Here is a 19660-nt window from a genome sequence, read left to right as displayed (position 1 = left end):
GAGTGTAAACTATTGTTGACATCAAGACAATATTCTTTTATCTTGGGTCTTGTAGATGCGATGTGTCTGTCACAATGAGGTGTTTTATGAAAAGGTTACGAATTGAACGCACGAAAGCGGCGGTATTCACCGCATTGGCAATCATCACGCTTCTGGGTGCATTAGTTCTTCAACAACCTTCACAGGTTGGGATATCAATTCTGCTGGGTGGAGCAGCAGCATGGTTTTGGTGGAAGGTACATTTCTATACAAAGCAGGAAGAGCTATAAAAACTAAATGTGCTTAAGCTCGCCCACATGGCGCGAGAAACCTAAGCACATTTGGAACGATTGCTTGCGCAATCCCACCGCCAAAAATTGGCCCTCTCACACAACCTAGTAAAGCTCAGGCAACGTAGGTAGATGGTACTTGCGCAGCGCTGCGTTGATCTGCGGGATGGAAGCCTTCAGCTGCGGTAGCGCTAGACCGATGAGTCCTGCCACGCTTGCGATGCCGAGGATTGCTCCCAAAATGGCGGGCTTCGAGCTCGCGCCGTTGCTCGATGCGGAGCTGCCTGCGGCCGGCTGCGTAGTATCGACCGGTTTGCCGTCATCGTGTGCACGGGCGGTTAGCCATTCGTCCTTGCCCAGAACACCCTGGGTCAGGCGGGTCTCGCCGATCCAGCCGTACCACGGATCCTGCGGGCGCTGGTTGTCAAAGCCGCCACCCATGACCCACTGCAGGTCCCGCGGGAGGAGGCCTTCGGCGCCTACGGCATTGCGCAAGATAGGCGCGCCGTTGATGAACATCTCCACGCTATCGCGCTCCGGATCATTGACCACGGCGATGTGCATCCACTCGTCCTTAGGCACCTCGTGGGACCATACGGTAGAACCGCTTCCCTGCTTCGGCTCCGCCCACCAGCGCAGCTCGCGGAGATTGGAGATACCAAACATGACGGTAGGGTCCGTGTCTTCGGAGCCGTCCACCAGCTTGTTGATGGCAGAGTCGCGGCTGAGCGCGCTTCCCCAACCATGCTGGGCACCATTGAAGTCTTTAGGAATCTTGACGAAGGATTCGAAGGTGTAGCCCTTGGTGGTATCGACGCTATTGGCCGCGGCGCCCTTGTCGGTGCGGAACTCGGCGTTGCCTACCTTGCCGGCAGGGTCGGACCAGAAGAGGGAGCCGGCATCAGAAGACAGCGGGTGGTGATCGGAGCTATAGGTCACCCGATCACCTAGCATGGCGCCAGAGCGGTGCAGGTCGCTGCCGGAATCGCTGGAAACGTCGGGGATGGTAGTGCCGCGGCCGGCAGGGGCGCCGTCGGCAAGCGCATGCCCGTCCTTGTCTTGGGCCTGGCCCGGGCGCCAGTGGAATACCGTGCGATCATTCTTGGCAAAGTCATCCGCGCCCTTGGGCAGCTCATCCTCCGCGATGGTGTAGGGCCTATAGCCTTCCGCGGCGATGTCGCGCGCACGCTGCGCTAGGTCCGGCTGGTGGCCCTCGCCCACGGTGAAATCCGGGGAAAAGGAGGAAAAGCGCTGCTCAAAGTCGAACGGAATGGCGTAGCTATCGCCCTGATCATCCAGGGTGAGCTTATCGAATTGCGTCAGCTCCTCGTGCGGCTTCTGCGCCACCCACGGCGAGAGCGCGGTCATCTCCAGCTGCTTGCCGGAAAGGTCGAACTCGAGCACGCCCAGCAGACCATTTCCGCCCTGATAGGCCATCTGATAGTCCTGCAAGATGGAAACGACATCGTGGCCGGCATCGTTCTTATCCACGCGGTAGCCCGCACCGTGGTGGTGGCCGCCCATCACCAGGAAGATCTGGTCGTTGCGCTTGATGAACGTATCCCACAAATCTTTGCCGTAATCATCCGAGTAGAAGACGCTACCCTCGCCATCGATATTGAGGACCTCATGGGTGGTCACAATGACCGGAAGGTCTGGGTGCTGATCAATGATGCTTTGCGCCCACTCAATGGCCTTTTCATCGGCGCGCCAGCCCAGCGCCAAGTTGAGATACTTCTGCCCTTCGGCTTCAAAGATGTGAGCCTCGGAGTCATTATTGACCGCAGTGTAGCGTTCTTGGAAGGTCTCCGGGTTTGCGGCCTTGGCGCGATCGGCGCTAAACCACTTGTCATACGGGTGAGCCGACGCCCCCTCCACGTCCATGTCGTGATTGCCGGGCAAGATGGAGTAGTTCAGGTCAGAATCATCAAGGACCTGCATGGCCTTATCGGCTACCTGCCATTCGCCCTCCACGTTCCACTGATCGACGACATCGCCCAGGTGGGTAACAAAGTCCATATTCAGCTCGTCTTGGTGCTCCACCAACCATTGGGTTTGGGCCAAGTAGGGCTCGCTTCCGTAGCGAGCTTGGGCCAAGTTGCCCGTCTCCGGGGTGGAATAGCGCGAATAGAACTGGGTATCCGGTAAGACGCCGATGCTGAAACGAGAGCCCTCGCTTGGCGACGCCCCCTCGGCCCCAAACTCCGCAGCACTTACGGCCGGTACAACAACGAGGTTTCCCACCACCGCGGTTGCAGTTAGCGCGGGCAGGACGAAACGATTTTTCATAGAGAGTCCTTTAATACTGGAAAGGAATGCTTGCTCAGGGAAGATGGCGGGAATACGCAAGGGATTCTAGGACGTGAAGCTTTCAGCTAGTTGAAGCCCGCGTAAACAGGAGACTGAATAATGGGAAACTTATGGTTGCCTCTGGAAGAGACATCTTCTCGTGTGAGATCCCGTATAACCTGCCCCAAACTGCATAGTTGCATTGGGGTGCATTAAACTGACAGAATATTCATGAATGCGGTTTTACCTCTACGGTTAGGGAGAAGACCCTCCCCTACCGCGGTAGGTAGCTAACCATCCTTTAATGAAAGATATGCATTACGCTTCACAGCGGTTCGCCTAGCCTCCCACTTCGGCACCTTTCTGCCGCCTTACTAGGCCAGTCGCCCTCCGCACCAGCCCCGTCCCAGGTAGATTTTTATTTTATGCAGTACATTTTGAACGCAATCCGCGGTGCCCTCATCGGCATGGCCGAGCTCGTACCGGGTATCTCCGGTGGCACCGTGGCGCTCATCGTGGGCATTTATGAACGCGCAGTCCACAACGCTAACGATCTCATCTCCGGCCGCTTCAAAAAGGTCGAATGGAGCTTCCTTCTCTCCGTAGCTATCGGCATGTTTATCGCCGTCTTCGGAATGTCCACCGTGCTTTCTAACTTCGTGGAAAATCACGTATCGGCTTCCGGAGCGCTCTTTTTGGGCATGGTTGCTGTGTCCATTTTTGTACCGCTATCCATGCTTTCTAAGCAGGAACGGCTACGCCCCTCCTCCATCATCGCGTTCGTCGTTGCCACGATTGCCATCTTCTTTATCACCGGCTTCACCTCCGAACCGCACGAGAACCCCAGCCTTATTGTGGTCTTCTTCGCCGCCGCCATCGCGGTATGTGCACTCATCCTGCCAGGCATTTCCGGCTCGCTCATCCTGCTGACCATGGGCCTCTACCAGCCCATCATTGGCGCCGTTTCTGATCGTGACCTGGGCACTATCGCCGTCTTTGCCTTAGGTGCCCTGTGTGGCCTTGCGGCGTTTATCAAGGTGTTGAACTTTCTTCTGGATCACCACCGCGCCGCTACGCTGATGGCCATGGCCGGTTTCATGCTCGGTTCTCTGCGCGCACTGTGGCCGTGGGGAGCTGACCAAGATGCCTCTAGCGGCATCATCATCGGCATGTTCATCCTCGGTGCACTCATCGTCTCCGCGTTCATCGTCGTAGATACGAAGAAAGCCCGCGCTATAGATGAAAGGACGGCGCAAAAGTAATGCCGCGCTCGTTTTCTCGCCGCGCGATTATCGCCGCGGTCCTCGTCCCCACGCTGAGCCTGGGTGCCTGCGTCACCAACGAGGAAGATTCCACTCCGGAGGGCTGGGAGGAACCCCATTCCGCAATGGTGCCGGAAATTGCCGCCATGTATGACGACAACGATGGCGTCCTCACCGCCGGCACCAACCCACCCTATGCCCCATTTCAGCTCAAGGATTCCCACGGGGCGCTCCAGGGCGTTGAACTCGATCTTGCTCGCGCCGTTGCCGGAGTCTTGGGACTCGACTTCCAGCCCATGGAACAGGACTTCTCCATGATCTTGCCCGCCGTACAATCGGGCCAGATTGATATGGGTGCATCCGGTTTCACGGATAACCCCGAGCGTCGCAATGAATTCGACTTTGTAGATCACCTCTACGCCGGCATCCAGTGGGCCGAGCGAGTAGATGGACCTAAGAAGGTTGACCCGGATAATCCTTGCGGCTTGACGGTTGCGGTACAGCGCACCACGGTATCTGAAACCGACGATGTGCGCCCCAAGAAGGATGCGTGCAACGGCGATCTCACTGTCTTGTCTTATGACACCGGTGACAACGCCGCGTTGGCGGTCCTCATGGGACGCGCAGATGCCCTGTCCGCAGACTCCCCAGTAACGGCGTGGGCTGTCAATCGCTCCGAAGGAAAGATGCAGCAGGTAGGCGATATGTTCCAAGCATCGCCCTACGGTTTTGCCGTTCCCAAGGATTCCGATCTGGGCAAGGCCTCGGCTGCGGCACTGCAGCACCTCATCGAAACCGGTGAGTATGCAGAAATCTTGTCCCGCTGGGGCATCGAGGATGGCTTAATAGACCAGGCAATGATTAATGAAAGGCCGATCAATGGTTAATGAAAATACGGCGACGCCAGCTACGGCAGAGCCTAAGGAAAAGCCCGCCAAGATCGAGGCGCGACCTCTACGCCACCCGTGGCGCTGGGTGTTCGCCGGCCTGCTTATCGTGCTCGGCGTGTGGTTCATCATCGCCTCCGCCCGCAACGAGGCTTTTGGCTGGGACACCTACTTCCAGTATCTCTTTGATAAGCGCATTGCACTTGCCTCCCTCCACACCATCGCCATCACCATTTTGTCCATGATCATCGGCGTTGTCGGTGGTGCCATACTCGCGGTTATGCGCATGTCCCCCAATCCAGTGCTGCGCAGCGTTTCCTGGGTATTCCTCTGGGTCTTCCGCGGCACGCCTATCTATGTGCAGCTGGTGTTTTGGGGCCTGCTGTCCGCTATCTACCAATCCATCAACCTGGGCTTTACCGAGGTATCCTTGCAGACGATCCTCACCAACGCCTTCTTCCTTGCGGTGATGGGCCTGGGCCTCAATGAAGCCGCCTATATGGCCGAGATTGTGCGCTCCGGTATCACCTCTGTTCCCGAGGGGCAGAAGGAAGCTTCCAAGGCACTCGGCATGTCCTGGTGGATGACCATGCGTCGCACCGTCCTTCCGCAGGCCATGCGCATTATCATTCCGCCCACAGGCAATGAGTTCATTTCCTTGCTCAAGACCTCTTCCCTCGTGGTGGCCATTCCTTATACCGAGGAAATCTTCGGCCGTTCCACGGATATTTCCGCCGCCCTCTTCCAGCCCATCCCGCTGCTACTGGTCGCAGCGTCCTGGTACCTCGTGGTTACTTCCCTGCTGATGGTGGGTCAGTACTTCCTGGAGCGCCGCTTTGAGCGCGGTGCCACCCGCGAACTCACCGGCCGCCAACTTGCTGCGCTGGCAGACGCTGAAGGAACCATCCCCCGCAACGTATCCGTGATTTCGGAGGCTAAAAACTAATGGCTACTCCCATGATTTCCGCCCAGAACGTCCATAAGTCCTTCGGGCAGCTCGAGGTCCTCAAAGGCATCGATCTTGAGGTCCAGCCCGGCGAAGTGGCCTGCCTACTAGGCCCCTCGGGCTCCGGCAAGTCCACCTTCCTGCGCTGCGTCAACCACCTTGATAAGGCGACGGCGGGCCGACTCTATGTCGACGGCGAGCTGATTGGCTACCGCGAAAAGAACGGCACCCTTTATGAGATCAGCGAGAAGGAAGCCGCAGAGCAGCGCTCCGATATCGGCATGGTCTTTCAATCTTTCAACCTTTTCCCCCACCGCACGGTGATTGAAAATATCATCGAGGCACCGGTGCAGGTGAAAAAGATTCCGGAAGAAACAGCCCGCGCCCGCGCTATGGAGCTGTTGGAGGACGTTGGCTTGGCGTCCAAGGCCAATAACTACCCGGTACAGCTCTCTGGCGGCCAGCAACAGCGCGTTGCCATCGCTCGTGCGGTGGCCATGGATCCTAAGCTCATGCTTTTCGACGAACCTACGTCCGCCCTCGACCCCGAGCTCGTCGGCGAAGTGCTGCGCGTTATGAAGGACCTCGCAGCCGAAGGCATGACCATGCTCGTAGTCACCCACGAGATGGGTTTTGCGCGCGAGGTAGCCGATAAGGTCTTCTTCATGGATGGCGGCGTAGTTATCGAGTCCGGCAGCCCAGCTGAGGTGCTGGATAACCCGCAACAGCCACGCACCAAGGACTTTTTGGCGTCGCTACTCTAATTCCCGCAGCACTCCGCTGAGTGCCTTCAGCCCGCCGCCCTCTTCCGCGAAGAGGACCGGCGGGCTTTGCCGTGGCTGACTCGTCTACGAAAGCGTCAAAATACCCCGAATCAGTGCGCTGGCCGCGCCCAACCCGGCAACGCTTAGTGAGAGCACGCGGGCCTTTTCTCGCGGAACACGCTGGGCAATCCGGGTGCCGGCCCAAATGCCGACGAACATACCTAAGACTCCGGCGGGCCACATCACCCAAGGCAAGCCATCAAAGTGGGCCGCACCTGTGAGCGTCTTGGTCATCACGGAAAAGAATCCGCCTACAACAAAAATGGGCTGCAGCGTGGCGGCGTAGACATGTTGGGGCCACTTTGCCGCTTGGGCGTAGACGGTAATAACCGGGCCGGCCACGCCGGCCAAGGTGTTGGTAAAGCCGCCGAGAATACCGGCGGAGATGGCAGGGCCTTTGCCCTCCATCGGCGGGACAAACTTCCTTCCAAATGTCACTACGGCCAATGCGGCCAGAAGCGCAGCGCCTACCACGATCATGAGCCCTGCCGTGTCCATGCGCCTAATGAGCAGCGCCGCGGCCAAGGAACCAATCACCATGACTGGTGCTATCAGACCGAACTTCTTCCAGCTCACATTCTCGCGCACAGAATACGTTGTCAGAATCGCATTTATGCAGGCCAGAACGTTGATCACCAAGATGCCTTCGACCGGCCCCATGATCAACATGAGGATGGGTCCGCCGATGAGACCAAGCCCCATTCCGGAGACCCGTTGCAGCGTCGAACCAACGACAACGACGAGGAAAATAACCAGGGCGAGGCTCACTGACGGTATTTCTCCTTTACCGCACGGCCTACGGATTCGGGGAACATACCCGTTACGTCGCCGCCAAACTTTGCTACCTGCTTACACAGCGAGGAACTGATATAGCCGTACTTCTCGTCCGTGAGCAGAAAGACAGTATCGATTCCCGAAAGGCGTCGGTTCATCTGCGCCATGGGCAGCTCATATTCATAATCCAGAGAGCTACGCAGCCCCTTCACTAGGACGTCTGCCCCATGCTCCGTGGTGTAATCCACCAACAGCCCGGAGCAATAATCCACCTTGATGGAAGAATCCACGCTCTGGCGGATAAGTTCCATGCGCTCCTCCACGCTAAAAAGCCCAGAGGGCTTGTCAGGGTTACCGGTTACCAACACGGTGACCTCATCAAACATCTGGTTAGCGCGATTGATGATATCGACGTGACCTAAGGTTACGGGGTCGAAGGATCCAGGGCAGACGGCCTTAGTCATGCTACTTTCGCTTTCTTTTCAGGGGATTAGTCTTCGGCGTCCTCGCTGCCGGGGCGGGTATAGACCGCCATATCCATGCGGGCGATGCCAAAGGTGCGCTTCTTCAGCTTCTGGCCGGTGGGCTCAAAACCAGCAGGCCACACCGTATTCGCGGAATCAACGTGGCGCTCAATTACTACCATCGCGCGGTCGGTAAGCACCGGTTCGATGGCAGCAATGAGTGCATCCACCTCGTCGAATGCGTACGGCGGGTCTGCCAGCACCAGATCGAAGTGCTTGCGCGGGGCACTAGCCAGGTAGGTGCCTACCTTCATCTCTTGCACGCGCACGCCGGGATGCTTGACGACGCCCATGTTGTGCCGAATGACTTTGACCGCATCGGCCGAAGATTCCACCAGTACTGCTTCCTCTGCCCCACGGCTCGCTGCCTCTAGGCCTAGGGCACCAGAGCCAGCAAAAAGATCGAGCACCGAAAATCCAGCAAAGCCCCACCGTGCAGTGAGGGACGAAAACAGCCCTTCGCGGGCGCGGTCTGCGGTAGGCCGGGTTCCTTCTGCAGGCACTTTAATGGTGCGACCACGGGCTTCGCCGGCAATAATGCGCGTCATTTATGCTTCTCCAATCTCCATCAAAAGGTCTCCGCCCACCACATCACTAAAGTCAGAGACCACAATACGGTGGACCTTTCCTGGTCCCGGGCTTTCTACGGGAGCCTCAAGCTTCGTGGCTTCGACAGTCGCAAGCGGTACTCCGGTATCAACAGTGTCTCCCACATTCACATGGCAGCGGACGATGCCCGCGAAGGGGGCGTAAATTTTCATGCTTCTAGGTTAACCCGTCTTAGTTCTTCTCCAAGTATTCCTGTTCGCTTTCGCTCAAATTGCGCGTGAGTTCCTCAGCCAACTCGGGATTGCGCAACACCATGGCGCGCGCATCCGTGTGGGTACGCTCCACAATGTCTTGGTCATCCGCCAAGTTCAGTAGCCGCAGTGTGCGGTGCGTTCCGGACTGCATGGTGCCCAAGATGTCGCCCTCTTGCCGCTGGCGCAAATCAAGCTCGGCCAGTTCAAAACCCGAGGACGTTTGGGCGATCTGAGTGATACGACGGAAGGACGGAGTGTTATCGGCTGCCGTCGTGTGCAAAAGGCAGACGGAGGCATTGCCACCTCGTCCCACACGCCCACGCAACTGGTGCAACTGGGAAACGCCGAAATGCTCGGACTCGCGAATGAGCATCACCGTGGCATTGGGAACATCCACGCCCACCTCAATGACCGTGGTAGAGACCAGGATATCGATCTCTCCCCTGGCAAATGACGTCATTACCTCGTCTTTATTGGGCATCTTCCCATGCAAGATGGCGACCCGCAGTCCCTTGAAGGGACCGTTTTCTAACTGCTGTGCAAGCTCTAGAACTCCGCCTTTGCCTTCAATGCGCGGGCAGACGATATAGGCCTGATGGCCGTGGGCAACCTCCTCGCGTATCCGCTCGAGTGCGCGCAGCACCCAAGTCGGCCGCCACTCGGCCACCACCGCTGACTGAATAGGTTTGCGACCACCGGGCAGCTCGGTCAGCGTTGATACGGCGAGGTCGCCAAAGACGGTCATCGCAATGGTGCGCGGAATCGGTGTTGCTGTCATCACCAGCACGTGGGGGCTAAGGCCTTCACGAGCCTTTAACCGCAGGCTATCGCGCTGCTCTACACCGAACCGGTGTTGCTCATCTACGACGACCAATCCCAGGTTAAAGAACTCCACGGTGTCTTGGATAATTGCATGGGTTCCAATGACGATGTCCGCGTCACCGGAGACAATATCCAATAATGCCTGCCGCTTGTCCGCCGTACGCATGGAGCCGGTCAGGAGTACCACCTTGACCCCTTCGGGAACCGAGGTCCCGATGGAGGCAGCATGTTGGGAGGCGAGTACTTCCGTCGGCGCCAGCAGTGCGGCCTGCGTTCCTGCGTCGACAGCCTGCAGCATACCGCAGGTAGCCACCATGGTTTTGCCAGAGCCAACCTCACCTTGCAGCAAGCGCATCATGGGCAGCGGACGAGCCAGATCGTCTTCAATCTCGCTGATGACGCGCCGCTGCCCTTCAGTCAGATCAAAGGGCAGATGGCTAAGCAGTTCTTCGCGATAGCCGCCTAAGGTAGCCGGCATGGTAGGAGCGGTGCGGGCTTCGGCATCTCGCTGGCGCAAAGCCATCACCAGGCCAATGGACAAAGCCTCGTTGTACTTCAGCCGCTGAATCGCACGGTACGGGCCCGCCTCCCCCGGCTCATGGATTTCCCGCACCGCTCTATTGAGGCTGATAATCATCTGATAATCCAGCGGTTCCGCAATCGGCGGGGTCTTAGATAGGACGTAGTGGATGGCGCCCATGATGTACCACGAGGTCGCCTTGGACGTGGCCGGGTACACCGGTATCCATTCGCGTTCCAAGAGGAGCTGGTCGAGCCTGCCAAACTGCGACAGGTTCCGCAGCGAGCCGGTGGCCTTTGGGCGGTGCTTCTTGCCGGATTCGGCTGCCGGCTGGCGGTAATCATCCAGTTCGCCATCTGGGCGGCCGAAAGCATCAATCTCTACAAAGTCCGGCTGCTGCAACTGCGGCTGGTTGCGAAAGAACTTAAGCTTGCCGCTCATCATCACGCGCTGTCCGCGGTGCAACATCCGCATCACGTAATTGGCATTGAAGAAAGTCGCAACGATGCTGCCATCGAGCTGCACATTGATGATGGTGGTCTTGCCCGAGTCATGGCGGGTGAATCCGGTAATGGTTCCGGTAACCGTGACGATATCGCCCTCCGCAGCGTCTCCTAGGCCGACGTCCTTGTTGTGGCGGATATAGTCTCGCGGATAGTGAGCTAAGAGCTCACCGCAGGTCTCATACCCCAGCGCTTTGGTAATCTTCGCGGCGTCCTTCGCCGCAAGCACCTCTGTCAAAGGGCGGTTGTCCTGCCAGCCGAGCATTGCTATTCCACTCCGATTTCGGTTGCGATATCCGGTACTTTCAGTGCCATAACGTCCACGCGAAGTTGTTGAGCTAGGTCCTCCTGGTCTAGGTCAAGGGCGCTTAAGACTGTAACCTGCTCACCGCCTTCTGCTAAGAGATCGTGGCAAGTGGCAATGATTGACTGCGGGGTTTCCTGGCTCGGGTAAGCCACTCGCATGGACTTGGCAGCATCACGCATGGCAGCAACGACGGCACCGGTATCTGGGTTATCCGGTTCATAGACGGAAATCGCCGCCAGAGCCGCAGCTAGCGATTCCGCGGGCACTACTCGCCCAGCAGCGGTCTGCGAACTCACGCCGGTAGCAAGAACGATGTCCTCGTGTTCCGCCGCAATGGGATCATCCGGAGACACAACGCTAACCCCCGCAGATGCCAGAAGATCGCTGATGGGCCCGGCTGGTGCGGCGGCAAACACTCTACGAGCAATCGGCTCTCCGGAGGCAGCTTCGGCGTGAGGAGGCAACACCTCCAGGTGCAGGTTGGTTACCTTTCCTGTACCAAAGGCGGTTTCAACGACTTTGCCGGCCTGCCGGGAGTGGATATGTACATTAGCGTTGTCCTCGGTGGCCCGAGCGATGACAAGGCTGTCACCCATTGGGGCAATTGCTGTCTGCAGCGCGTCTATATCTCCCTCAAAAAAGAAGACTACTTCGAGTTCAGTGGTGGGCTCCGCCTCGGGCAGGCCTGTGTGCCCAGTCGAGCCTTCGATCTCAGCAAGGAGAGACTCTAAGAGGATAACGAGACCAGCGCCGCCGGCATCCACCACTCCTGCCTCGCGCAGGGCTGGCAATTGCGAAGGAGTGCGCTCGAGGGCCGTTTCCGCGGCAGCGATTGCGGCGCTGACAATACTGTGCAAGGTTGCGCCTGATTGCGCTGCAGCGTCTTCGGCGGACTCGGATGCTGCCTTCAAAACCGTAATAACTGTGCCTTCCACCGGCTCGGCGATAGCTCGGTCCACCAGCTCCACGGCCTGCTTGAGGGAACGGACAAAGACGTCGCCGTCGATAACTGAGTCCACAGTTGACTCGGCCACGCCGCGCAGGACCTGCGACAGCACCATTCCCGAGTTTCCACGGGCACCACGCACCGCCCCGAGCGCGAGGGAGTCAGCGACATCGCCGCCATTGTCCAGCTCCGCAACCGCTGCCTCCATAGTGTGCGCCATATTCGAGCCCGTATCGGAATCTGGTACGGGAAAGACATTGAGCGCGTTGATCTCATCGCGGCGATGGGCTAATTCCCCCACGGCGCGGGTGGCCCAATTGCGCATTCCGTGGGAATCCAGCGTGCTGGGGTAGGACATGCGCAATAGTTTACAAGCGCCAGTCTATTTCCTGTGCGCCTTGGTCCCGCAAAAGGGCGTTTACCCGGGAAAAGGGCTTCGAGCCAAAGAAACCGCGGCTGGCCGAAAGCGGTGAGGGGTGTGGTGACTTGATACAGGGGACGTCGGGAAGAAAGCGCTCACACGCTTGTGCATCCCGGCCCCAGAGAATCGCGACCATGGGGCTGCGGTTGAGCGCGCGAATGGCAGCCTCGGTGATCTCTTCCCAGCCGATGCGGCGGTGCGAACCGGCTTGGCCTGGGGCTACGGTAAGTACTCTGTTAAGCAGCAGCACTCCCTGGTCCGCCCAGGCGCTCAGGTCACCATCCTCCCGGCCGTTGATACCCAGATCATCGTGTAGTTCGCGGTAAATATTGACCAAGGAACGCGGCGGTTTCACACCTGGGCGAGTGGAGAAGGCCATGCCCATGGCGTGTCCTGGGGTGGGATAAGGGTCTTGGCCGACGATGAGCACGCGGACATCATCCAGCGGTATCTGCAACGCACGGCAGACGTCCTCCGCCGGGGGCAAATAGTCCTGCCCCTCAAGAGCGTGAGAAATCTGTGGCCATTGCTTTTCAACTACCGGTGCCAGCACCGGCTCCCAAGAGGGGTGGTAGGTGGGGTGCATGGTTAAAAGCTCAGCCAGCCTTTCTGATAGCTCGGTGTCGTGCCTCCCAGCGTAACCCCGCAGCCGCGGGTTACGGTGCCAATCTTTCGGAATCCGGAGGGGGCTTCCTTTGCCGTCGTGCCGATGAGGGTGTGGTCTTCGCCGCCGCTGAGTACCCATTCCCACGGGTCGCAGTCGAGTAGATCCGCGGCTTGGCACAGCAATTCTTCCGGTTGCAAGGCCTGCGGATCCAAGTCCATGTGCACGCAGGAGTGCTCGGCCATCGTCGTGCAGTCTTGAATCAGACCGTCTGAGTTATCGGTCATCGCGGTGACCCCCGCGGCACGGGCAATGACGCCGCGGCCGGGGTTGAGCCAGGGGGCACAGTGGGCGTCGATAAGCGGCTGCAGGTGCTCATGCCCTGCAGGAAGGTTCCGGCCAAGGCGCTCCAACAAGGCCAAGCCGGCGGCCGAGTGGCCGATCTTGCCGTGCGCTACCACCTGCTGGCCTGCCCGCGCTCCGTCCAAGGTCAAGGCGGGAAGGCTGCCGCCGAGGAAGCCTACGGCCGTGATATTGATGACCAAGAGATCGGACTTCGTAAGGTCGCCGCCGACCAACTCGGCGTTATAGAAAGAGCTATGCTCCGCGATTCCCTCGGCAATGCCGCGCACGAAGGGCACCGGGGTATCGCCTGGCGCGGCGATTGCAAGGAGGGCGGCAACCGGTCGGGCACCCATAGCTTCCACATCGGCAAAATTGCGCAAGATGGCCTTCTTGCCAATCTCGCGCGGGGTAGACCACTCCCGCAGGAAATGACGCCCCTCCACCATCAAATCGGTGGCCGCTACGGTGCGGGAATTCGGCGGCGCACTGGGCAGAACCGCGGCATCGTCTCCATTGAGCCCACTGGAGGCCACGGAGGTAATTTCCCGGATAGCGGCGCGTTCTCCCACATCTGCGAGAGTCTGAGTTAAGTTCACCAGCTTCCTTTCGATACTATGAGCCCTTATGACATCCCAATTTAACCGCACCGCGATCTTCATTTCACTTGGGTTGTCCATAGTGATGGTTCTGGCGGTCCTCTTCGGCGCAAAATACGTATTCAATAACGTCGCCAAAGCACCCGTGGCGGTCTCCCCCGTGGAGTCTAAGGAGGCAGACTCGCAAGCCTGCCGCAGCTTTATCGACGCCCTTCCAGATGAGGTCATGGATAAGCCACGTGCCGATATTGCCGAGCCCGTGCCTTCCGGCGTCGCGGCCTGGGCCACTACCTCAGACGATAAAGTCACCGTGCGCTGTGGCGTAGATATGCCTTTCCAGTACACCGAGTACTCCCAGACCCAGGACGTAGAGGGCGAACAGTGGTTCCAGGTGCGCGATGCCACCCCTGGCTCGAACCTCACCACTTGGTATGCGCCGCAGCGCTTCCCCATTGTCGCGGTCACTGCCTCCACTGATGCAGAGCCGGGCGAGCTTAACGACGCCCTCTCGTCCCTCGAAGAAAAGCCTGCCACCGCCCACGAGGCGCCACTTAAGGCTCTCAAGGCGGGCAATGACCAGATGTGCGCAGAAGTAGAAAAGGCACTTCCGGATGAAGTAGCTGAGGGCTACCGCCGCCGCGAGGTTGAGGAAAAGAATACCTATGTGTGGAGCGCCGATGGCCGCGAAGACATCGTTGCGCGATGCGGCGTAGCCAAGCCGGAGAACTACCGGGCCGGAGTCAAGCTCCAGCAGGTTAACGATATTCCATGGTTCGAGGACACCACCTTGGCCCATGGCACGACCGCAGGCACGTGGTTTGCCCTCGGCCGCGAGGACTACCTTGCGCTACACGCCCCACAAGATGCCGCGCAGGCGGCACTGGTGGAAATCGGCGATGTGCTCGCAGAGCACACGACCGAAAAGTAGGCAGCGCTCGGGCCTACTTGGCTAGGGCCTGCTCGATAAGCGCCTCAAGTAGCGCCGGGTATTCCACCCCGGAAGCCGCGAGCACCTGCGGGTACATGGAGATCGGGGTAAAGCCCGGCAGGGTATTGATCTCGTTGATGTAGACGGAGTCCTCGGTGACGAAGAAGTCGACTCGGGACAGGCCCTCACAGTTGAGGGCCTCGAAGGCGCGGATTGCCATGTCGCGTAGCTTCTCGGTCAGCTCAGGTGCGAACGGCGCCGGGATTTCGGCGGTAACCACATTGTCGAGGTACTTGGTGTCGAAGCCATAAAAGCCCTCATCGGAATCATCGATACCGGCGAGCAGTGCCGGGACGGAGGCCAGCAAGGTGCCATCGGCATAGTGGAGCACGCCGATTTCTACCTCTTGGCCAAAGATTTCCGGCTCCACCAGGATCTTTTCGTCATCCTCTAGCGCCAGGTCGACGGCTGCGGGGAATTCCTCCCAAGTAGAGACCTTGGATACGCCAATGGAGGATCCACCGCGAGCAGGCTTGACAAAGACGGGCAGGCCTAGTCGCTGCTTTTCTTCCTCGCTTAGCTCGGTGCGGCCTTTGAGGATAACCTCGGGCGCTACTGGCAGATCTGCGGCCGCCAGCACCTTCTTGGTAAATTCCTTATCCATGCCCACCGAGGACGCCAAGACCCCTGGGCCTACATAGGGCAGGCCGGAAAGCTCAAAGAGTCCTTGGACTGTACCGTCCTCACCAAAGGGGCCGTGCAGAATGGGAAATACCACGTCGACCTCGGCGAAGAGGGTGCCGTCGGTGACGTTGTGGAATTGTCCCCTGGCATTGGGATCCAGGGAAAGGGTCAGTTCCGCACCTGGGCTGACCTCCGGCATAACACCATCGACAATTTCTAAGCCCTCTGTGGTGCCGGGCGTCCACGCGCCCTCACGGGTGATACCGATGGGCACCACCTCGAACTTCTCTGGATCGAGGTGGTTCATGATCGCGCCAGCGGATACGCAGGATACGGAATGCTCGGTGCTACGGCCGCCATAGATAACGGCCACGCGGGTCTTTTCAGTCATGCCCGCAGATTTTACCCTCGACCTACTCCGACTTCTTGGACCGACCCATCAAAGCGATGATCATATCTTCCACCGCCATGCCCTCGTAGCACACGCCATAGACCGCGTGGGTGATCGGCATCTCTACCCCGGCCTGCTGGGCTAGGCGATAGATGGAGTCACAGGAGTAGACGCCCTCCGCGACCTGGCCATTGGTGGCTGCCTTGGCCTCTTCAATCGTGCCACCTTGGCCCAGGCGGTAGCCAAAGGTGCGGTTGCGCGACAATGTCGAGGTGCACGTTGCCACCAAGTCGCCCATGCCTGCCAGGCCGGAAAAGGTAAATGGATCCGCCCCCAGCTCCACGCCCAGGCGGGTAATCTCCGCCAGACCGCGGGTGATGATGGTGGCCATGGTGTTATTGCCCAGCCCCTTGCCGGAGGCGATACCACAGGCCAAGGCGATGACATTCTTGCAGGCGCCACCGATTTCCGCGCCGATGACATCGGTATTGGTGTAGGGCCGCAGGTACGGCGCGGCGACCGCAGCCTGCACGCGCTGAGCGCGGTCTTCATCGGAGCAGGCAATCACCGTGGCGGCCACTTGGCCGGCAGCGATCTCCTTGGCCAAGTTCGGGCCAGACAGTACCGCCACGCGGTCTGCTGGCACGCCCGCCGCATCCATAATGACCTCACTCATGCGCTTGAGCGTGGCAGTCTCTACGCCTTTAGAAATAGACACCAGGGTCGCGTCCTCTGGCAGGTGCGGCGCCCACTTTTCCACGTTGGCGCGCAAGGTTTGGGAGGGAACGCCGAACACGACGACGTCGGCAAGCGCCAGCGCTTCGACATCATCATGGGTGGCCCGCACCACGGCCGGCAGGCGGGTATCCGGCAAATAGTCCGGATTGGTGTGGGTCTCGTTGATGGCCTGCGCCAATTCCGCGCGGCGCGCCCACAGGCGAACGTCATTTCCGGCGTCCGCAAAGACCTTGGCCAAGGTAGTGCCCCAAGAACCAGCACCCATCACGGCAACATTAACCATGGTGTCTCCTCCAAACGTGCAAATCTATAACCCCAACCTTAAAGCATGCCCGTCCCCCGTGGGGCAAGGATGCACAACGCGCCTAACCCGTGGGACAATGGGCCCTTAGACGTTGTTCTTATAAACCCAATTACTGTGGAAAGGCCCCGTGGAGGCAGACGATGCCCAATATTAAAAAGATGCACGAAACCGACAAGGATCAGCAGCACGAGGAGTTTATTTCCGGCCGCCACCAGGAAATCCCGGTGGACCCCGCCAAGGAATTCCACCGCACTACCCTTGCCGCCGGCGCCGTAATCTGGCGCGGCTCCCCGCAGGACCCAGAAATCGCGCTCATCCACCGCCCCCATTACGATGATTGGTCCCTGCCCAAGGGCAAGGTCGATCCCGGCGAATCCCTGCCCACTACCGCGGCCCGGGAAATCCTGGAGGAGACCGGCTTTAGCGTGCGTCTAGGCAAGCTCATCGGCAAGGTAACGTACCCAGTCCAAGGCCGCACTAAGGTGGTCTACTACTGGGTGGCCAAGTACCTGGGCGGAACCTATTCCGCCAATAGTGAAACCGATGAGCTACGGTGGCTGCCCATCGATGAAGCGCAAGACCTCCTGTCCTACGACGTTGATACCGCGGTAGTGGCCAAGGCGGCTAAGCGCCTACGCATCGCGCCCGCTACCCGCGTGCTCTATGTGCGCCACGCACGCGCGCATGAGAGGGTGAGCTGGCAAGGCGATGACAACCTGCGGCCACTGGATAAGAAGGGCCGCCGCCAAGCAGAGATGCTGGTGCCGATGCTGAGTGCTTTCCACCCCACCGCGATTTACTCAGCCTTGCCCCAGCGCTGCCAGCAGACGGCTGCCCCGCTCGCCGACGAACTAGGCAAGGACATTTCCATCAACAAAAACTTTGGCGACGAGGCCTGGGAGAACGACCCAGAAGCAGCCAAGAAAGCTTTCCGCCGCGTGGTCAACGAAGGCGGCGTTCCCGTCATCGTAAGCCAGGGCGCCACCATTCCTGGCATCATCGAGGACCTCGCCCCAAAGTTCCTGAAAAAGCCGGTGGACAAGCTGAAGTTTAAGAAGGCTTCTGTGTGGGTCTTGTCTTTCAACAATGGCGAGCTCACCGGTGCCGATTACCTGGCTAGCCCACTGCCGGTGCGCTAGCTTTTCACCTTTCCCGTTTTACGGCTAAGGCCCTGTCTGCCACCTGATTCGGTGGACCGGCAGGGCCTTCTGTGCACTCCTATTGTGCGACTACGCAGCTTTCTAGCCGCGCAGTCCAAGGGTGCGGCGGACAAAGAGGACCGTAATGAGCGTATTCAGCGCCGGGAACAAAATGATGCCGACGATAGTAAAGCTCAGCACGGCGTACAGGACGGCAATGAGCACGAGCACCAAGATGGTAACTCCAACATTCTTCTTTGCCACCTCGATGGATGCACCAAAGGTTTCGCCCACGGATAGCTCAGGGCGTGCAGCCTTGACGGCCGGCATCCACGTGAAGAAGAAGGCAGCAAAGAGGCCCGGGATAATCAGGAGGAAAAAGCCCAGAATGACAACCACGAACGACAGAAAATAGACCGCCATGAGTCCGGCGATATTCTTTAAGCTGAGGAAGTCCGTTATCTGCAGCGTGCCGGTATCCACCTGCTTATTGGCGGCCTGGTACCAGGTGCTATATGCCCAAATCATCACGAGGAACATCGCAATAAAGACAAGAACCATCACTGCGACCAACCCGCCAGTAAGCGCAGCATCAGACCCCGAGCTACTGTTGGCTAGGGCATCAATGGATGATCCGCTGCCCGCTAGGACCGCAATCAATAGCAAGTAGAGGATAAACATCACTACGCCCTGGATCAGTGGGCCAAAAATCCATTGTGCCCAATTGCGACCAAAATACCGGAAGCTATCGCCGATGACCTGAATAGCATCTACATCTTGGCCAAACAGGGAATCGTCTCCCGGATACGGGCTTCCGGCGTATCCGGGCTGGCCGTTTTGCTGCTGTCCATACTGTTGCTGGCCAAACTGCTGTTGGCCATAGTGCTGTTGGCCATAGTGCTGTTGGCCGTAGCCAGGCTGACCATTCGCATCGTGTCCATAAGATGCAGACTCATTGCCGGCTCCAGGGTGCTCGGCACCATTGTTTCCTGAATTGAAGGAATCATTATTCGAATAGGGATTGCTCATAAATCTAAAGCTAGGGGGATACTTTGTTGCGGGAAACTGGAGCAAGCAATTGTTACCTATACGTTACCGAGTTGTACCCCCACCTCTACCCCAAGGCGAAAGCTTGAGGTTCACGTATGAACGCACGGCACCCCTACAGACCTTTCGCCTCTTAGGACTGTAGGTACGCTGCTGGCCCGCCGATCGCCATCGATTCTTCTGCTATTGAGCGTGAACAGCGGGCTTGAAGCTGGGGCGGCGCGATTCGTACGCAGCGATTGCATCTTCATTGCGGAGGGTAATGCCGATATCATCCAACCCCTCCATCAACCGCCAACGGGTGTAGTCATCAATATCGAAGCGGTAAGTATTTTCTCCCACCGTGACCGTTCGAGCATCTAGGTCCACGGTGACCTGGGTTTCCCCGGCTTCCAACTGCTTCCAGATGAGCTCGATGTCTTCTTGCTCCATCAATCCAGTAAGCAGTCCAGACTTTCCAGCGTTGCCGCGGAAAATATCTGCAAAGCGGGAAGAAAATACCGCGCGGAAGCCGTATTCACTCAGTGCCCACACAGCGTGCTCACGGGAGGAACCGGTGCCAAAATCACTGCCTGCAAAAAGCACCGACCCATCTTTAAATTGCGCTTGGTTGAGCACGAAGCTGTCATCGGAGCGCCAATTAGAAAACAACCCTTCAGAAAAGCCTGTACGCTTAACCGACTTCAAGTAACGCGCGGGGATGATTTGATCGGTATCCACATTGGAAGCGCGCAGGGGCACGCCCGTTCCCGTATAGGTAATAAACTTCTCCATTGTCAATGCCTTT

Annotated in this window: 20 protein-coding genes; 7 read left to right on the top strand and 13 right to left on the bottom strand. The window is 58.6% G+C overall.

Features of this window, described 5'->3' with window-relative positions; translation table 11 throughout:
• Positions 1-86 precede the first annotated feature (86 nt).
• The gene (locus MHY24_RS04680) at positions 87-269 is read left to right on the top strand and encodes a hypothetical protein (protein ID WP_239228532.1); all 183 of its coding nucleotides are present in this window, start codon (positions 87-89) and stop codon (positions 267-269) included.
• A gap of 105 nt (positions 270-374) precedes the next feature.
• On the opposite strand, the gene MHY24_RS04675 is transcribed toward MHY24_RS04680, so the two are convergent.
• Entirely contained in the window at positions 375-2558 is a 2184-nt protein-coding gene (locus MHY24_RS04675) for a LamG-like jellyroll fold domain-containing protein (protein ID WP_239228530.1), read from the bottom strand.
• Between the two features lie 425 nt (positions 2559-2983).
• On the opposite strand from MHY24_RS04675, the gene MHY24_RS04670 reads away from it, so the two are divergent.
• Genes MHY24_RS04670 through MHY24_RS04655 form a run of 4 tightly spaced genes read left to right on the top strand, consistent with a single transcriptional unit; the run spans position 2984 to position 6417 of the window.
• The gene (locus tag MHY24_RS04670) at positions 2984-3820 is read left to right on the top strand and encodes a DUF368 domain-containing protein (RefSeq protein WP_239228529.1); all 837 of its coding nucleotides are present in this window, start codon (positions 2984-2986) and stop codon (positions 3818-3820) included.
• Positions 3820-4707, top strand: a complete 888-nt coding sequence (locus tag MHY24_RS04665; RefSeq protein ID WP_239228527.1) for an ABC transporter substrate-binding protein — start codon at positions 3820-3822, stop codon at positions 4705-4707. Before MHY24_RS04670 ends, MHY24_RS04665 begins: the two co-directional genes overlap by 1 nt.
• The gene (locus MHY24_RS04660) at positions 4700-5653 is read left to right on the top strand and encodes an amino acid ABC transporter permease (protein ID WP_225747022.1); all 954 of its coding nucleotides are present in this window, start codon (positions 4700-4702) and stop codon (positions 5651-5653) included. The genes MHY24_RS04665 and MHY24_RS04660 overlap by 8 nt, the downstream gene beginning before the upstream one ends.
• Entirely contained in the window at positions 5653-6417 is a 765-nt protein-coding gene (locus MHY24_RS04655) for an amino acid ABC transporter ATP-binding protein (protein ID WP_005323289.1), read from the top strand. Before MHY24_RS04660 ends, MHY24_RS04655 begins: the two co-directional genes overlap by 1 nt.
• An 84-nt stretch (positions 6418-6501) precedes the next feature.
• On the opposite strand, the gene MHY24_RS04650 is transcribed toward MHY24_RS04655, so the two are convergent.
• The 8 genes from MHY24_RS04650 to MHY24_RS04615 are packed head-to-tail and all read right to left on the bottom strand — an operon-like array spanning position 6502 to position 13723.
• Entirely contained in the window at positions 6502-7245 is a 744-nt protein-coding gene (locus tag MHY24_RS04650; protein ID WP_005323290.1) for a sulfite exporter TauE/SafE family protein, read from the bottom strand.
• Positions 7242-7715, bottom strand: a complete 474-nt coding sequence (gene coaD, locus MHY24_RS04645) for a pantetheine-phosphate adenylyltransferase (RefSeq protein WP_005323291.1) — start codon at positions 7713-7715, stop codon at positions 7242-7244. The genes MHY24_RS04650 and coaD overlap by 4 nt, the downstream gene beginning before the upstream one ends.
• A 26-nt stretch (positions 7716-7741) precedes the next feature.
• Positions 7742-8323 carry a 16S rRNA (guanine(966)-N(2))-methyltransferase RsmD gene (gene rsmD, locus MHY24_RS04640; RefSeq protein ID WP_239228526.1) on the bottom strand — a complete coding sequence of 194 codons (582 nt, stop codon included), beginning with the start codon at positions 8321-8323 and terminating at the stop codon, positions 7742-7744.
• A complete protein-coding gene (locus MHY24_RS04635) occupies positions 8324-8536 on the bottom strand; it encodes a biotin/lipoyl-containing protein (RefSeq protein ID WP_005327804.1) in 213 nt (70 codons plus the stop codon). It lies immediately after the preceding gene.
• Between the two features lie 19 nt (positions 8537-8555).
• A complete protein-coding gene (locus tag MHY24_RS04630) occupies positions 8556-10688 on the bottom strand; it encodes an ATP-dependent DNA helicase RecG (RefSeq protein WP_239228525.1) in 2133 nt (710 codons plus the stop codon).
• A gap of 2 nt (positions 10689-10690) precedes the next feature.
• Entirely contained in the window at positions 10691-12034 is a 1344-nt protein-coding gene (locus MHY24_RS04625) for a DAK2 domain-containing protein (protein ID WP_239228524.1), read from the bottom strand.
• A gap of 10 nt (positions 12035-12044) precedes the next feature.
• A complete protein-coding gene (locus tag MHY24_RS04620; protein WP_239228523.1) occupies positions 12045-12683 on the bottom strand; it encodes a uracil-DNA glycosylase in 639 nt (212 codons plus the stop codon).
• A gap of 2 nt (positions 12684-12685) precedes the next feature.
• The gene (locus MHY24_RS04615; protein WP_239228522.1) at positions 12686-13723 is read right to left on the bottom strand and encodes a thiamine-phosphate kinase; all 1038 of its coding nucleotides are present in this window, start codon (positions 13721-13723) and stop codon (positions 12686-12688) included.
• On the opposite strand from MHY24_RS04615, the gene MHY24_RS04610 reads away from it, so the two are divergent.
• On the top strand, positions 13671-14570 hold the full coding sequence (locus MHY24_RS04610; protein WP_239191388.1) for a DUF3515 domain-containing protein: 900 nt from the start codon (positions 13671-13673) through the stop codon (positions 14568-14570). The genes MHY24_RS04615 and MHY24_RS04610 overlap by 53 nt on opposite strands.
• Positions 14571-14583: 13 nt before the next feature.
• Here the strand turns inward: MHY24_RS04610 and MHY24_RS04605 are convergent, their stop codons facing one another.
• Positions 14584-15645 carry a D-alanine--D-alanine ligase family protein gene (locus MHY24_RS04605; protein ID WP_239228520.1) on the bottom strand — a complete coding sequence of 354 codons (1062 nt, stop codon included), beginning with the start codon at positions 15643-15645 and terminating at the stop codon, positions 14584-14586.
• A gap of 22 nt (positions 15646-15667) precedes the next feature.
• On the bottom strand, positions 15668-16666 hold the full coding sequence (locus tag MHY24_RS04600) for an NAD(P)H-dependent glycerol-3-phosphate dehydrogenase (protein ID WP_239228519.1): 999 nt from the start codon (positions 16664-16666) through the stop codon (positions 15668-15670).
• Between the two features lie 161 nt (positions 16667-16827).
• Here MHY24_RS04600 and MHY24_RS04595 point away from each other — a divergent pair, with 161 nt between their 5' ends.
• The gene (locus MHY24_RS04595) at positions 16828-17826 is read left to right on the top strand and encodes a bifunctional NUDIX hydrolase/histidine phosphatase family protein (RefSeq protein WP_200435224.1); all 999 of its coding nucleotides are present in this window, start codon (positions 16828-16830) and stop codon (positions 17824-17826) included.
• 102 nt (positions 17827-17928) lie between these two features.
• Here the strand turns inward: MHY24_RS04595 and MHY24_RS04590 are convergent, their stop codons facing one another.
• On the bottom strand, positions 17929-18855 hold the full coding sequence (locus tag MHY24_RS04590) for a hypothetical protein (RefSeq protein ID WP_239228518.1): 927 nt from the start codon (positions 18853-18855) through the stop codon (positions 17929-17931).
• A gap of 201 nt (positions 18856-19056) precedes the next feature.
• The gene (gene leuD, locus MHY24_RS04585; protein WP_239228516.1) at positions 19057-19647 is read right to left on the bottom strand and encodes a 3-isopropylmalate dehydratase small subunit; all 591 of its coding nucleotides are present in this window, start codon (positions 19645-19647) and stop codon (positions 19057-19059) included.
• Positions 19648-19660: the final 13 nt, after the last annotated feature.

Source organism: Corynebacterium sp. ACRPQ (assembly GCF_022347225.1).
GTDB classification, from domain to species: Bacteria; Actinomycetota; Actinomycetes; order Mycobacteriales; family Mycobacteriaceae; genus Corynebacterium; species Corynebacterium tuberculostearicum_D.
The sequence above is the reverse complement of the archived record's forward strand: the minus strand, read 5'-3'. Positions and strand labels throughout refer to the sequence as shown.